General features: G+C 46.4%; 18 protein-coding genes and 1 pseudogene. All 19 read left to right on the top strand.

The genetic code is table 11. From position 1 onward, the window contains the following. Window positions 1–216, top strand: coding sequence for a hypothetical protein (locus QZ135_RS15065; RefSeq protein ID WP_294610918.1), 216 nt, complete (start codon window positions 1–3; stop codon window positions 214–216). After that, a complete protein-coding gene (locus tag QZ135_RS15060) occupies window positions 194–2617 on the top strand; it encodes a virulence-associated E family protein (protein ID WP_294610915.1) in 2424 nt (807 codons plus the stop codon). The genes QZ135_RS15065 and QZ135_RS15060 overlap by 23 nt, the downstream gene beginning before the upstream one ends. Window positions 2618–2891: 274 nt before the next feature. Continuing rightward, entirely contained in the window at window positions 2892–3218 is a 327-nt protein-coding gene (locus QZ135_RS15055) for a VRR-NUC domain-containing protein (RefSeq protein ID WP_294610912.1), read from the top strand. Further along, window positions 3215–4594: a DEAD/DEAH box helicase gene (locus QZ135_RS15050; RefSeq protein WP_294610909.1), complete on the top strand. Its 1380-nt coding sequence runs from the start codon at window positions 3215–3217 to the stop codon at window positions 4592–4594. Before QZ135_RS15055 ends, QZ135_RS15050 begins: the two co-directional genes overlap by 4 nt. Beyond that, entirely contained in the window at window positions 4584–4862 is a 279-nt protein-coding gene (locus tag QZ135_RS15045) for a hypothetical protein (RefSeq protein WP_294610906.1), read from the top strand. The genes QZ135_RS15050 and QZ135_RS15045 overlap by 11 nt, the downstream gene beginning before the upstream one ends. 1 nt (window position 4863) lies before the next feature. Continuing rightward, window positions 4864–5202 (top strand): HNH endonuclease signature motif containing protein, encoded by a 339-nt coding sequence (locus QZ135_RS15040; RefSeq protein ID WP_294610903.1) that lies wholly within the window; start codon window positions 4864–4866, stop codon window positions 5200–5202. Between the two features lie 190 nt (window positions 5203–5392). Further along, complete coding sequence (locus QZ135_RS15035; RefSeq protein WP_294610900.1) at window positions 5393–5782, top strand: P27 family phage terminase small subunit; 390 nt, start codon at window positions 5393–5395, stop codon at window positions 5780–5782. After that, window positions 5779–7485 (top strand): terminase TerL endonuclease subunit, encoded by a 1707-nt coding sequence (locus QZ135_RS15030; RefSeq protein WP_294610897.1) that lies wholly within the window; start codon window positions 5779–5781, stop codon window positions 7483–7485. The genes QZ135_RS15035 and QZ135_RS15030 overlap by 4 nt, the downstream gene beginning before the upstream one ends. A gap of 84 nt (window positions 7486–7569) precedes the next feature. Continuing rightward, window positions 7570–8838: a phage portal protein gene (locus tag QZ135_RS15025; RefSeq protein WP_294610894.1), complete on the top strand. Its 1269-nt coding sequence runs from the start codon at window positions 7570–7572 to the stop codon at window positions 8836–8838. Between the two features lie 46 nt (window positions 8839–8884). Beyond that, the gene (locus tag QZ135_RS15020; protein ID WP_294610891.1) at window positions 8885–9505 is read left to right on the top strand and encodes an HK97 family phage prohead protease; all 621 of its coding nucleotides are present in this window, start codon (window positions 8885–8887) and stop codon (window positions 9503–9505) included. Window positions 9506–9535: 30 nt separating this feature from the next. Beyond that, window positions 9536–10654 (top strand): phage major capsid protein, encoded by a 1119-nt coding sequence (locus QZ135_RS15015; RefSeq protein ID WP_294610888.1) that lies wholly within the window; start codon window positions 9536–9538, stop codon window positions 10652–10654. A gap of 34 nt (window positions 10655–10688) precedes the next feature. Continuing rightward, window positions 10689–11006 carry a head-tail connector protein gene (locus tag QZ135_RS15010; protein ID WP_294610886.1) on the top strand — a complete coding sequence of 106 codons (318 nt, stop codon included), beginning with the start codon at window positions 10689–10691 and terminating at the stop codon, window positions 11004–11006. Beyond that, entirely contained in the window at window positions 11003–11323 is a 321-nt protein-coding gene (locus QZ135_RS15005; RefSeq protein WP_294610884.1) for a head-tail adaptor protein, read from the top strand. The genes QZ135_RS15010 and QZ135_RS15005 overlap by 4 nt, the downstream gene beginning before the upstream one ends. Before the next feature lie 10 nt (window positions 11324–11333). Continuing rightward, window positions 11334–11858 carry a hypothetical protein gene (locus QZ135_RS15000; protein ID WP_294610882.1) on the top strand — a complete coding sequence of 175 codons (525 nt, stop codon included), beginning with the start codon at window positions 11334–11336 and terminating at the stop codon, window positions 11856–11858. Continuing rightward, a complete protein-coding gene (locus QZ135_RS14995) occupies window positions 11845–12234 on the top strand; it encodes a DUF3168 domain-containing protein (RefSeq protein WP_294610880.1) in 390 nt (129 codons plus the stop codon). The genes QZ135_RS15000 and QZ135_RS14995 overlap by 14 nt, the downstream gene beginning before the upstream one ends. 4 nt (window positions 12235–12238) lie before the next feature. Continuing rightward, complete coding sequence (locus QZ135_RS14990; RefSeq protein WP_294610877.1) at window positions 12239–12709, top strand: phage tail tube protein; 471 nt, start codon at window positions 12239–12241, stop codon at window positions 12707–12709. Between the two features lie 4 nt (window positions 12710–12713). Next, window positions 12714–13028: a hypothetical protein gene (locus QZ135_RS14985; RefSeq protein WP_294610874.1), complete on the top strand. Its 315-nt coding sequence runs from the start codon at window positions 12714–12716 to the stop codon at window positions 13026–13028. 74 nt (window positions 13029–13102) lie between these two features. Next, window positions 13103–13381, top strand: coding sequence for a hypothetical protein (locus tag QZ135_RS14980; RefSeq protein WP_294610871.1), 279 nt, complete (start codon window positions 13103–13105; stop codon window positions 13379–13381). A 5-nt stretch (window positions 13382–13386) separates the two neighbouring features. Then, a pseudogene (locus QZ135_RS14975) lies at window positions 13387–15559 on the top strand (hypothetical protein); the annotation flags it as partial.

Genomic DNA, 15559 nt, shown 5'->3' with positions numbered 1-15559 from the left:
ATGGACGAAAAAGAATTTAACAGCAGCGTAACGGCGGAAGTATCAGCGGAATTTATGCAGAAAATCTATTTGCGGTTAGAGGACGAAGCAACACCACACGCCGTAATAGTAAGCAAATGCCGCCCGTACATAAAGCGAGTTACCATTTATTGCGATAGCAAAGATGTCGCATACTTTAATACGATTGTAACTGATGAAAATAAAACTGAAATATGACTTTACGGTAGATTTAGCCACCGCCCACAGCCGCGTATCTAAGAAGTGGCGTAACAGGCACTGGCAATGGTCTGAACTGCTGGAACGCTGTAGCGAAACCAAACGCACAGGGGAAACGGCAGCCGAATACACACGTATGACGCGCGAGGAACAAAGCAACGTAAAAGATGTGGGCGGTTTTGTCGGTGGCTACCTTAGCGGCGGAATACGTAAAAATACTAACGTGATGTACCGCAGTGTGGCTACGCTGGATATTGACTACGGCACGCTGAACGTGTGGGAGGATTTTCAAATGTCTTTTGGATTCGCTGCGATGATATACAGCACGCACAAGCATAGCGACAAGACACCACGCTATAGATTGGTATTTCCTCTTAACCGGCAGGTAACACCGGCTGAATACGAGCCGCTTTGTCGTAAGATAGCCGCAGAGCTGGGCATAGACCTTTTCGATGATACAACCTACGAACTTCCGCGCCTATTCTACTGGCCGAGTACTTCAAAAGATGCGGATTTCGTTTTCGAGTATCAAGACGGCCGAGCCTGCAATGTGGATATGATACTGGGGCAATATGTGGACTACAGGGACGTAAGCGCGTGGCCGATGTCAAGCAGGGAGGGAAGCGTAATAGCCCACGAAATAAAGAAAGCAGGCGACCCGACAGAGAAACCCGGACTAATAGGCGCATTTTGCCGCGCCTACAGTATCGAGGAAGCGATAGAGCGATTTTTAGGCGACTACTACGAGCCTACCGGAGCCGACGGGCGATATACCTACAAAATGGGGAGTGTCGCCAGTGGTTTGGTCTGTTACGAGGGAAAATTTGCGTTTTCACACCATGAAACAGACCCGGCGAGCCGACAGCTCTGTAATGCTTTCGACCTATGCCGCATACACCTATACGGTGCGAAAGATGAGGGAAGCCGGGCACAGGACATTACACGTAAACCGTCCTACGAAGCTATGCAGGAAATGGCGAGCCAAGACCGTAACGTAAAACTGCTGATGTCACGCGAGCGCAGCAAATCGGCTTCGGACGATTTCGAGGAAGTGGAGCTGCCGGAAGAATACAGCGACGAATGGAAAGCGGATTTAGAGTATAGCAAATCCGGTAAGTTACAGTGTACAATGGGCAACATTATTCTGATTCTTGAAAATGACCCGGCACTAAAAGGGCATATCGTACACGATTTGTTTGCGGGTGTGGACGCAGTTATAGGTGGTCTGCCGTGGAATAAGTCCGCCACGCAGTGGACGGATAACGACGACGCTAATTTGCGCGTGTGGCTGGAACGTAACTACGGCATAACAAGCAAGGAAAAAATATCTGACGCAATTACAGCGGTACTTACTAAGCACAGCTACCACCCTATCCGGGACTACCTCAACGGTCTAAAATGGGATAACGTGCCGAGGCTGGAGAAACTGATAATAGACTATATCGGGGCTGAGGATAACGAGCTAAACCGGGCAATGACACGCAAGCACTTTACCGCAGCCGTTACACGAGTTTTTAACCCCGGCTGCAAATACGATTACTGCCTGATTCTGACAGGCCCGGAGGGCGTGGGCAAATCTACGTTGCTGGGCAAAATGGGTGGCAGGTGGTTTAATGACAGCATAACTACCACCGAGGGCAAAGAGGGCATGGAGCAGCTACGCCGGGCGTGGGTTATCGAAATGGGGGAATTAGCCAGTATCAGACGCAGCGATGTAGAGAGTGTGAAGGCCTATCTATCCAAGCGCATAGATATTTACCGGGCCGCTTACGGGCGACGAACTGCTGAGCACCCGCGGCAATGCGTTTTTTGTGGAACGACAAACGAGGCTTTGTTTCTCAAAGGGGACAACGGAAACCGCCGATTTTGGATTATCGCGGTTAATCCCGTTTTTCGGAAATTCAAGGACTGGAAAGAAGCGTTAGACCGTGACCGTGACCAGCTTTGGGCTGAGGCTGTAACGTACTACCGAAATGGCGAAAAACTCTATTTAAGTGATGAGCTGGAAGTATGCGCAAAGCAACGGCAAGAGGAATACAACGACAACAGCGACGACCCTATGGTGGCGATGTTGCAGACATTCTTAGATACAAAACTTCCGGTTGATTGGGCGACACGTGACATAATAGACCGGCGCAGGTGGCTAAAGAACCCCGACCCGTTGGATGCGGAGGGCGTAGAACTGCGTGAAAAGGTATGCGCTGCCGAATTTATTTGCGAGCAAATGGGCCGGGATATGTCGGATAAGGAGTATAAATACCTATCCCGGAAAGTGTGTAAAATGATAGACGATTTGCCGGATTGGGAGCGGATAAGTACGACTAAGCACGCGGCTAAATGGTACGGAACGCAAAAAGGATTTAGACGTATAAAACGAGGAAACCAAGAGGACTATTTATAGTAAACGGTAAACCGAGTTTATGGGATAAGCAAAGATACGGATAATGATAGGCAGTAAACGCAAATTTCAGTTTACCTTTTCGGTTTACCTTTTCGGTTTACCTCTAATTCGCTGATTTACAACAAATAGCAAACAAGGTAAACCAAGTAAACCAAGAAATTATATAAAAGATATAAGTAATGTAATATATAGATATATACCCACTTTTGCGCAAAAAAACGCACGTCTATACGCGTAGAGGGATATTTATAGAAAAATAAAAACTCAGTTTACGATGAAAAAGAAGATAGAAAATATAGTCAGACACGCCGAGGTATCGGAGAAAGCGATAGAACGCTATTTAGCAGATAGCGTAAAAGAGCTGGGCGGCGTGTGCCTAAAATATAGTAACCCCGGTATGGTGGGTTACCCCGACCGCATTTGTTTGCTGCCAAACGGCGTTACCGTATGGGTGGAACTGAAAAGCAAGGGCGAGCAGCTAAAGGCGATACAGAAAGTACGCATAAAACAAATGACGGAGATAGAGCATACGGTATATGTGTGTGACAGTAAGGAAGCGATAGACGAAGTTTTAGAACCATACAAGACTAACAGGATATGATATACAAGCCATACGAATACCAGCGAACAGCCATGCAGTGGATTATAGATAATCCGCGATGCGGTCTTTTCTTAGATATGGGACTGGGAAAAACAGTATCTACACTTACAGCAGTGCAGCAGCTGATAGATGACTGCGAGATTAGCCGCGTTTTGGTTGTGGCCCCTAAAAAAGTGGCAGAAACTACGTGGAGTACCGAGGCTGAAAAATGGGAGCACCTGCACGCCCTCAAAGTGGTAAAGGTTTTAGGAACGGAAAAACAGCGATGTATGGCACTGGCCCAAAAAGCCGATGTCTATGTAACCGGGCGCGATAACTTTGTGTGGCTGGTTGGAAAGTATGGCGGTCAGTTGCCGTTTGACGCTTTAGTAATTGATGAACTGACCAGTTTCAAATCCGCGAAAAGCGAAAGATTTAAGGCTATGCGTATTTCAGTTCCGAGCGTAAAGCGTGTTATCGGACTTACCGGAACCCCGGCACCTAACGGACTGATAGACCTATGGGCGCAGATGTACTGCATAGACCAAGGCGAAAGGCTGGGCAAATCAGTAAGCAAATATCGTGAAACATACTTTGAAACGCATAAGTGGAATAACATAATAGTCCGATGTGATGTAAAGAGCGGATGCGAGGATATTATACAGAACAAGATAGCCGATATATGCCTAAGTATGCAGGCAAAGGACTATTTGCAGCTGCCGGATATGATAACCCACACGGCGAATGTGTATTTGAGTGAAAAGGCTATGACAGCCTACACTAAGTTTGAAAAAGAAAAGGTTTTGGAGTTTACCGCAGAACACGGCGATGAACCTACTAACGTGCTGGCAAATTCAGCGGCCGGGCTGATGAACAAATTAAGCCAGTTTGCAAACGGTGCGATATATGACGAAGATATGCAGGCACACGAGATACACGGTGAAAAATTAGACCGTTTGGCTGAGATAGTGGAAGCCGCCAACGGAAACAGCATATTAGTGTTTTACCAGTATAAACACGATGTACAGCGGATTACCGCACGGCTCAAAGGCTACAAAGTACGTACCTATCAAAATGAAAAGGACTTAGAAGACTGGAACGCTGGAAAGATAGACGTACTACTGGCGCACCCTGCGAGTACGGCCTACGGATTAAATATGCAGCAGGGAGGGCATTTTATTGTTTGGTTTGGTACAGGCTGGAATCTGGAATATTACCAGCAGGCTAATGCACGACTACACAGGCAGGGGCAGCAGCACCCGGTTATCGTGTATAAGCTGCTTTGCGCCGGAACCGTGGACGAAAGAGCCGCAGCAGCCATAGATAACAAAAAGGGTGTGCAGCAGAGTTTGTTAGATAGTCTTAACTACTTAATCGGAAAATATCATGGGAAATAGAAAAAGGGTAAATATATCTATAGACCCACAGACTTACGAGAAGCTGCAAAGGATAAAGCAGGAATACGGATTTAGTAACGCTTGCGAGTTGGTAGTAGCATTTGTGCATATACTGTTAGACCGTGTGGAAGAGGCAGGCAAAAGAAAGTACGATTTGCCTAATGACGACGGGCGGTATATAGATAGAATGTTTGACGATTTGGGGCATATACAGCCTACACCCGACGGTAACGCACCAGTGCGCCACCACACTAAACGCATAAAATGATATGGCAAAGGATAAAGAGTATCAGCAGCTGATACATACAACAAAGTGGCTAAGGCTTCGCCGTGATGTATTGACAGCACACCCGATTTGTCAGAGGTGTGAGGCTGAGGGAAGATTAACACCGGCTACCGAGGTACACCACGTTAGACCGGTTGAAGAGGCATTTACAAAAGCAGAGAGAGCGCAGCGTATGTATGATATACACAATGTCCGGGCCCTATGCCACGACTGCCATGTGAGGACGCACACGGAGGCAGGGAGAAGCGGAAAGGAAGCTACTAAGAAACGCAATGCCGAACACATACAGCAGGTAGTAAATAATTTTTTTGGAGGGGACTAAGGCACAGACCGGGGGCGTTTTTTTAAAAGGGGGCACACCCCGTTAAACCTCACCCCCACTCTTTTAAGTGCGTGAGTAAAATTTTGGATTTGCGGAACTTTGGGCAGTTGACCCGGAAAAATCGAAAAATCCCGATTTTAGAACGCTTTTAGGATTTTTTATAACGAAACATAACGAAAAATAGCAAAATATGGTTAAAACAGTAAAGGACTACGTTAAGGAAATTACCAAGACGCTAAAGGCAAACAAAGTTTATAGCCGGGGGCTGGATATGCAAATTTTGTCTTTGGCCTCAGCTATGCGTAATTTGGAAATGGCAAATGACCAAATAGACGGACTGACGGAAACGACCGTATATGAAACAACCCGGTACGGCGAAAAGCTGGCACCGCACCCCGTTTTCAAAATCGCAAAAGAAGCTCAGGAATTGGTAACGCGGCAAATGAAAGCGTTAGGGCTTACAGTAGAAGATTTGGCAGGAGATACAGACGACGACCCGCTGGCAGACCTTACTAAGAAACTTACCAAGAAACGTAAGCAGCCTACGATTATCAGACCTAAAGCAGATAGCGAAGAATGACAGAGGAAGAAAAAGACAAGCTGAGGCAGGCGAAAACTGACGTTACCGACCTGCTGGCAAGTATGCCGATAAGCCATTATCGGTTAGACGAAGTGGATAGCCGGTTATACGGTTATGTGCGAGAGGTTGCGGATAATCCCGATGCGCATAACCTTTATGAGCAGTTGGCGGTAGCACGCTTTTTCCGGCTGGTTGACCGTTACGGTATCAATGTAACGGAAGTATGGCAGTTTTGCGATTTTTACGAAAGTCTTTATTTTCCGGGAAAGACTGGGCAGCAGCAGTACAAGTTAACGCCGGTGCAGTATTTCCAGTTCGCCAGTATATTCGCTTTTTGGTGTGGTAGCAAACGGGTTGTGCGTGAAGTGGTGCTGTATGTTCCGCGTAAATTCAGCAAGACTACCGGCACCGCTTCGCTGGCTATCTATGATTTGCTGTACGGCGACGCGAACGCAGAAAGCTATACCGGAGCCAACAGTAGCGACCAAGCTAAAAAATGCTTTGACGTTATCCGTAACTGTATGCGGAAATTAGACCCAAAAGAACGCCGCTATTTGGTGAATGAGCAGACTATAAAGAGCCGACGCAAAGACCGTACCGCCTTTGCGCAATGCCTTACCGCCAACGCCCGGACAAAAGACGGTCTGAACGCCAGTACGGTGATTATGGACGAATTTAGCCAAGCTCGTAGCAGCGAACTGCTGACGGTATTAACTACGTCTATGGGTGTTAGGGAGAATCCGCTAACAGTGATTATTACAACCGCGTCCGATGTATTCGACGGCCCATTTTATGAAATGTTGCAGGGCTATAAATCCGTGTTGCTGGAGGAATACGAGGACGACAGCGTATTTGTACACATTTTCGAGCCGGATTTAGACGATGCGGAGGACGACGAAAGTACATGGGCTAAAGTACACCCACATTTAGGCGTAACGGTTAGTATGGATTTTTACAGGCAGGAATACAAAAATGCCGTCCGCAATGGCAGCGAGGCTATGTTAGCATTTCGCACAAAGCTGCTTAATATGTATGCCGAGAATGAGCAGCGCAGCTGGATTAGTAGTACACTGGCCCGGCATATAAGCCGTCCTATAAGCATAGACGGTATAAAAGGCAGACCGGACGCAATGGTAGCGATAGACCTAAGCGAAAGCGACGATTTTAGTGCGGTTACTATGGGTATCTATGACAAGGAGCAAAAAAGTTTCTATTTTCATACCGCCTACTTTTTCCCGGAGGGCGCACTTCCGGGACACCCGAACGAGAAACTGTATAGGACGTGGGCAGAAAAGGGATTTTTAATGCTTATCGACGGCGATGTTATAGATTACCGCTGCATTGTGGATTACGTGATGTATCTAAATCAGCACGTCCGTATTTTGGGAATAGGTTATGACCCGTGGAAAAGTCAAGAGGTTATAAATATGCTGGCTGCGTCCGGTGCCGGAAATGTGATTAAGGGAATACGACAGACATACGGAACATTTACTGCGCCGGTAGAAAGTTTTGAGCATGGAGCGAAAACAGGGCATATCTACATCAATGATAACCCGATTAACGCTTACTGCTTTGGTAATGCCGTGTTGGATAGTGACAGGCTGGAGAATTGCAAGCCGATTAAGCGAAAACAGACGCAGAAAATAGACGGTGTTATAACTAAACTTATGTGCCTGCGTCTGTTTATCGACTACGAAAGATAATATATTTATTGAATTTGGATAAAATCTGGTACCAGTTGCGCGATTTTGCAGGTAATAGTAGAAGCAACATATTTTTTTTTGCGAATGAAATTTATAGATAGCATACGAAATTTACTTAGACGCAGTACAACAGCCGGGGGCGATGTGGCTAATACCACTGCGACAACGCCGCGCACTGGTGGCGTGCCGTTGCTGCCTAACGTTAGGGCGTTGAATGTTGCTACCGTGTACAGATGCGTTAATTTGTTAGCTGACAGCGTGGCTAATTTACCTATACAGTATATGCGAATGAAAGGCGATATTTTTGTAGAGGACAAAAGTAGCCGCCTGCATTATCTTTTGAATGTGCAGCCGTGCAGCTATATGTCGGCTGTGGATTTTTGGAGGCAGGTTGTACAGTATCTGTTATTTAATGGAAATGCCTATATCGTTCCAGTATATGATTTTAATATTATGGATGTAGAGCGTTTGGCATTGATAGACCCTACAACTGTAATGCACGACGTAGTAAACGACACCTACACGATTAACGACGTGTACGCCGGTGTTAGCGGTGTGTATAGAGAGGCTGATATAATACATATCAAGAATTACACCCGTGACGGTAAAACCGGTTTATCAACTATCGGATTTGCGCGTACTACGTTGGATATTACAGGCACAGGTGATGCGGAAACGCTTAACCGATTTGCGAACGGCGGAAATGTGCGCGGTTTGGTTAGCAATGATACCAGCGTGCGAGGATTTGGCGAGTATCAAGATAAACAACTGGAGGAAGCAGCTAACAATTTGGACGAAAGATTTAGGAGTGGTGAACGCATTGTTTCGCTGCCGGGGCAAGTACAATTTAGTCCGATTTCGTTAAGCAGCACCGATATGCAATTTTTGGAAACCCGGAAATTTTCGGTACGTGAAATTTGCCGATTTTTCGGTGTACACCCATCTTTTGTATTTGATGATACCAGTAATAATTACAAGTCCGCAGAAATGGCTAACGTAGCTTTTTTGAGTAATACGCTTAATCCTATTTTGCGGAAGATTGAAACGGAGTTGCACCGAAAATTAGTAGCCCCGACACTGTGCTGTAAACGCAAATTTAAGTTCGACCGACGAGAACTTTATGCCTGCGATTTGGATAGTCGTATTAAGTACCAATCGCAAACGATAGCCGCCGGTATCTACACCGTGAACGAATGGCGCAGAGAGGAAAACAAACCGGCTGTAGAGGGGGGCGATAACGTATTGGTGTCTGCAAACCTCAAAGGAATTAAAGAGGCTGGGAAACCAACCGAACCAGTAGAAACCAAACCGGAAGAACCGGTTAAAGAACCTAACGAAAATGGCGAAGAATAAAGATGCGATTATTACCCGGCTGCTACACACCGTAACAGATTTACGAGTGCGAGAAGCTAACGAGGGCGAAGCAGAAAGCAGAACCATTACCGGCTATGCTATTCTGTTTAATGCGCCGTCTGCCCCGTTATATGACTATGACGATGAGGAAGCGCGCGAAGTGATAGCACCGGGAGCAGTTACTAAGGAACTGCTGGACGGCTGCGATATTAAATTTACGATGTTTCACGACAGGCAGCTGATATTAGCGAGGAGCAAAAACGGTGCCGGTACGCTTTCTTACGGAGTGGACGACAAGGGCGTTTATTTTGAGTTTGACGCGCCTAATACAGTGGACGGGGACAAGGCGTTAGAATTGGTACGCCGAGGGGATATTACCGGCTGTAGTTTTATGTTTAGCACTCACTACTACGATAGTGCGTATGTATCGCGCGATGTGCAGAGAGTGGACGGTAAAACGATTATTACCTACACCGTTAATGTGATTACAGGCATTTACGATTTTACGCTGGCTGCTGACCCGGCATATCCAGATACCACCTGCGAGGCTGAGGCGCGCGAATTGGTTGAGGAATTGCGAATGACGGAGCGGGATAAAATAAAAGATGAAAATAAAATGCGTGAGCAAGTGCGTGAAATGCGCCGCGCTGCTTCGCAGTTAATATAAATTGTTTAACCATTAAAAAGTTTTTGAGTTATGCACAAGAACACAGTAAACGTACGCGAGTTGGTAAATAAATATCAGACCAACTGCGAGCGTATTAGCGAAATTGCTAATGCGTGTGAGAAAGAGCAGCGCGAGCGTAACGAAGCGGAAACCGCCGAGTATAACGCTTTAGTGCGTGAAAATCAGCTGCTGCAAATGAAAATGCAGGCAGCAGCCGTAGAGCAACTGCGTGAGAACCCGAACACGTTAGAGGACGTAAACCGGATTATCCGCGAAAACATGAACAACGGCAGACAAACGCAAATTATGCTTATGCGTGATTTGGTTATGGTGTCTGACGTAACAGCAGGCGGAATTATTCCGGTTAAAATCCAAGATATTTTAGACCCGCTTGTAGAGGGTTTGATTTTGGATAAAGTCGGTTTGCCTATGCCTACCGGTTTGGCCGGTGATTACATTTGGCCTACCTACGAAACAGTAGAGGCCACTATAGCAGGTGAGGGCGTGGCACTTTCTGATACAGAGATTACGATGTCAAAACTTACCGCTTCGCCTCAACGTGTCGGCATTGCCATTCCGGTAACGCGCCAGTCGATGAACCAAACAGAGGGTGTTTTGGAAATGATTGTTAAGAAACTTATGCCGCTGGCTGTAGCAAAGCTGCTTAACAAAATCGTATTCAGCACGGCTAAAGTCACTAACGCTACTACTTTAGTAGGCCCTTTTGTTTCGTGCGTAGGAAGCGAAACCGCATTTAGCGCAGAACCTACCTTTAAGGAGTTTAACACACTTAAAGCAAAGGTTTTGGCCTCAGGCATTGACGGTGACAATCTTTGCTGGGTAATGACTAAGGCTCAGAAAGCTATCGCAGAGGCTACACCAAAGGACAAAGGTAGCGGTATCATGGTTTGCGAAAACGACCATATCGCCGGACTTCCCGTATTTACTACCCACTATATCGGTGAGGGTAATATAGGTTTGGGTGATTGGAGATACCAGCCTATGGGACTGTTTGGCGATATTTCGTTTATCATAGACCCGTATAGCCAAGCGCGTAAAGACGCTGTAGATTTCGTCCTTAACGTGAACTATGGTACTACCACTTTACGAAAAGAAGCCTTTGCACTTGCAAAGGTAGCGAGCGCGTAATAAGTATTTATAACCTTTATGATGCAGTTTAATTATGGCTACAGTGGATATAGCACTACTAAAACAGCACGTCCGTGCGGACGACTTTAGCGATGACGACCAGTATTTGCAGCATTTGTTAGAAGCGGCACAGCAGTATGTAAGCAATGCTACCAACCGAACCAGTGACGAACTGGCTGAGATTGGCGGCGGTAAACTACCGGCAACGCTACAGCAAGCGGTTTTAATGATTGCCGGACACTGGTACAACCAGCGCGAAGCCGTTAGCGGCGTGCAAATGTCAGAAGTGCCGTACACACTGCAAGCCCTAATTAAACCATATCGAAAATTAGTAGATGATACTACCGAATGAGAGCAGGGGCATTAAAATATAAACTCACATTGCTGGAGCCTAAGCGGACTACTGACCGAATGGGCGCGGAGGCTGTGGCCTACGTCGAAACGCGGACGGTACGCGCCGAACGTGTCCGGGCTATGGGAAACCGTAGCGAGGAAGTAGGCGAACATTTCCCGAACTACGCAGCCGAGTTTAATATACGCGATGCACACCCGGTAGTAGAGAACTGGAGGGTACGACAGTTAGGCGGCTATCTTTATACGGTAGTAGCCATTATCCCTAATTTGGATAGAGGTTATAAAACCCTACTATGCGACCGAGTTAATGAATAAAGTTACCAGTATGGCCCGGAGTATTGACTACGACGATAAAAATTTGCAGCAGTTATTTGCTGAACTTGAACCTAAACGCAGACTGCAAGCGGTTAAGGGAGGTTTTCGTAAGGAGGCTAACCAAGTACGCAAAACAGTTATAAATAATCTGCGCAGTAGTATTCAATCGAATAATGACTTAGAAAAAGGCGTGCGTGCTATCGTGTTTAAGCGCAAAGCCGGATTCCGGGTTACAGTAGGAACGAAACAGGCAGGAAAGAGCGGAAAGGGCGAAGCAGGATTTCACACTAACCGGAAGGGGCTAAAAAAGCCCGTACTAATATGGGCTGAGGCAGGAACGGAGGAACGCAAGACCAAAAGCAGCGGCGGCAAACGCGCGGCACGTCTGAGGTCTTCACACCGTACCGGACGAATGAAGCGTTACGGCTTTATGGAACAAACCCTAAACGGCGTGCGTGATACTGTTACCGCCAATATCCGTAATATGGTAATGGAGAATGTAGAACAAATAGCAAAAAAATATGGCTGTAAGTAAATCGAGTTTAAGCGCAGGCGAAATTATCCGTGCTATCCTTATGGCAGATAGTGAGGTAGTCGCAAGGTCTAAAAAGGTTTTCCCGGTAGTTGAGGATAGCGCAGAACTGCCGTACATAGTGTATCGCCGTACTCAGTTGGAGCAAGTGCCGACAAAAGCCGGGCGAGGTGCTGATACGGTGGGTATCGAAGTGCTCTGCTATACGGAACATTACACCGAGGGCGTAGAATTGGCTGAAGCAGTACGCGGCGCGCTTGACGGCGCGCAGGGCGAAAGTGACGGTTTAGTTATGCGCAGTTGCTATTTGGCAGACAGCGAGGAAGCATGGCAGGACGATGCGTATGTGCAGCAGTTAGTATTTAACGTTAAGATTTAAAGATATGACAAAAAAAACAGGTTATTGTAACGGTAGCGATATGTTACTATATGTGGACGGAAAGGCAGCAGGAAGCTGCACCAGCCACACTACTACGTTTAACAGTGAAACGAAAGAGCGTGCGGTAAAACCGGTAGCAAGTGCGGGTATTAGTAGCGGACTATGGAAGAAAAAAGGAGTTATCGGCCTATCCTATTCTATCAGCTCTGAGGGGTTGGTATTCTACGATGAAACCGAGTGCGGATTTAAGGACCTTTTCAAACTTTGGAAAGCTGGTAAAAGTATTGAAATTAAGTGCATGGAGCGTGAAAATAGCGAAAAGCCGTATTTGGTTGGCAAATGCGTTATCGCGTCGCTGGAGCGCACAGACCCGGCACAGGACGATAGTACGTATAGTATTTCGTTAGAGAATGACGGAGAGCCTACAACGTTGGACGAAAGCGCGATTACTGAAAATGTTGAAGTAGCAGGGTAATAGCATGGCAAGGATTGAAGTAAATATAAATGGCGTAACGTACCCATGCCGCCCTACTATGGGGGCTATGCTACGTTTCAAGAAAGAAACCGGGAAAGAAATTACGGAGATTACCGATAAGAACTTTACCGATTTGTGTACGTATCTGTATTGCTGTGTCGCGTCTGCCTCAGCTGCCGACAAAGTAGATTTCAGTATGTCGTTAATGGAGTTTGCCGATGCGCTTAATCCGGACGATATGACCGCGTGGGCTGAACAGATGCAGCAAAACAATACCGCTAATGTGGATAATGCCGATGAGGTAGAAAAAAAAAGTTAGAACCTAAGGGCATTTACGATTTATTGGGTATCGCGCTGGGCTGCATACGACTGAGTTACGACGACTTTTGCAAAATGGATTTTGAAGAATTTGCAGCCGTCTATAAAGCGTATGTAGAACAGCGCGATACTGATTTTAAGGACAAATGGCAGCGTATGCGATTACTGGCTACTATCGTTATCCAGCCGCATTTAGCCAAAAACAAAAAGATAACACCGGAAAAGTTACTGCCGTTTCCGTGGGATAAGAAAAAGAATCCGAAGCACAGCGATAAAAAGACGGAGTTAACGCCGGAACAACAGCGCGAGCGAATGGCAGAATTAGTTAAGAAATTAGGTGATACAACAATATAGAAACTATGGCAGGTAAAAGTACAATAAGCATAACTTTTAAGTTAGACGGCGACGCTAAGAGTTTTAAAGATTTAGCAAAAGACGCAGAGGGGCTAAAAAAAGTTATAACGTCCACTGTGTCGGAAGCGCAGCAACTGAAAGGCAGTGCCATAAATTTTGCTGCACTGGCTACCGGATTGGACGCAGCGCAGCGTAGCTTTAACCAGTTGCAGGCAGGAATGAAGAATTTAGCGGACGCATACGCCGTACAAGAGGTAGCAGAAACACAATTGGCTACCGTTATGGGGCAGCGCATGGGGGCAACTGATGCGGAGATACAGAGTATTAAGGAGCTGGCAAGCGCACAGCAGGAATTAGGCGTTATCGGTGATGAGGTACAATTATCGGGAGCGCAGCAGGTGGCTACTTTCTTGAATGAAAAAGCAAGTTTGGAAACCCTGCTACCGGCTATGAATAATTTGTTAGCACAGCAAAAGGGGCTTAACGCTACAACGCAGGACGCGGTAACGGTGGGTAACTTAATGGGTAAAGTAATGCAGGGGCAAACGTCCGCTTTAACCCGTGTAGGTATCACCTTTGACGAAGCCGAGGAAAAAGTGTTAAAGTACGGTACAGAGCAGGAACGCGCGGCGATGTTGGCACAGGTGATTACTAACAATGTCGGAAACATGAACGCCCAATTAGCACAGACCGAAAGCGGGAAGCAGCAACAGTTAGTTAATACGTTGGGCGATATGAAAGAAGAATTAGGCGCAATGGTAAACGGAGCACTACCTTTTGTAACCATTACGGCCCAATCTGCTACAGCTCTAACCAGCATTACCACACTGGTAGCAGGTATAAAGACATTATCGACAACACTGTACACGAGCGTTAAAGCATTTGCAGCCTCAACGGTAGCAATGGTTAAGAATAAGGGCGTAGTACTGGCAACGGCTGCGGCTCAAAAGATTGTATCTGCCGCTACTGTGGCGTGGACGGCTGTACAAAAGGTACTTAATTTAGTGCTTACCATGAACCCGATAGGCATAATCATTACCGCTATCGGCGCACTGGTAGCCGCTATTATATATGCGTATAACAACTGCGAGGGATTCCGTAAGATAGTAGATAAGGTTTGGGAGGCTATAAAGCCGTTGGCTAATGCCATAATGAACGGATTAGCCAAAGCCTTTGAGTGGTTGGTAGAAAAATGTAAGGAAGCGTGGGAATGGCTAAAAAACATTTTAGGGCTGGGAGGCAAGAAAGTAGAGGTAGCCGTAGAAGTATCAAAGCCGAAAGCAGCCCCTACCATTGATTTGGGAGGAGTAAAAAATAAGTATAAGGATTACAAGCCAACGACTACCGGAACCGGAACGCCAAAGGCTACAAGCAACGCCCCTGCATGGAAAGAGGATGCGGCCACGCTAAAAGAGATTACCGATAATATCCAAATACTTACCAGCAAGTTACAGACAGCAAGCAAAACGGAAGCCGCGCTGATTAATCAGCAAATCGCAGATTGGAAAGAAAAAGCCGATGCGATAGAAAATGCAGGTAAAGCCGCAGAAGATAATACGCCGCTTTGGAAAGAGGACGCAACTACGCTAAAAGGGATTACCGATAATATCCAAATCCTTACTGATAAGCTACAGAACGCGACAGCCGAGGAAGCGGTATTAATAAATCAGCAAATAGCGAAATGGGAAGAAAAGGCAGACGCAATTAAGAACGCAGGTAAAACAACCGGAAATACTGTACTATGGAAAGAGGACGCAGCCACGCTAAAGGATATAGGCGATAATATCCAAATCCTTACTGATAAGTTACAGACCGCTACCGTAGATGAAGCCGCACTAATTAACCAGCAGATTAAGGCATGGGACGATAAGGCAGACGCTATTAGGAACGCTGGTAAAGAAGCGGAGAAAACAGCGGCAAGTACGGGTAAAGCCCTAAAAGACGGCTGGGGAGGTATTAAGAGTATCGGCAGCAGCATAGAGGGTATAACCGAAAGTCTGAAAGGGAACGGCAGTGCATGGCAGATAGTGTGTGGTATTGTTGACGGATTTATAGGACTGTACGAGGGAATACAAACTGTTATCAGCATTATAAATCTACTGACCGCTGCGAGTGCCGCGCACGCTGTAACAAAGGGTGTAGAAGCAGGCTCAGAAACAACAGAGGCGACCGTAAGGG

This window comes from uncultured Bacteroides sp. (assembly GCF_905207245.1).
Taxonomy (GTDB): Bacteria; Bacteroidota; Bacteroidia; order Bacteroidales; family Bacteroidaceae; genus Bacteroides.
The sequence above is the reverse complement of the archived record's forward strand: the minus strand, read 5'-3'. Positions and strand labels throughout refer to the sequence as shown.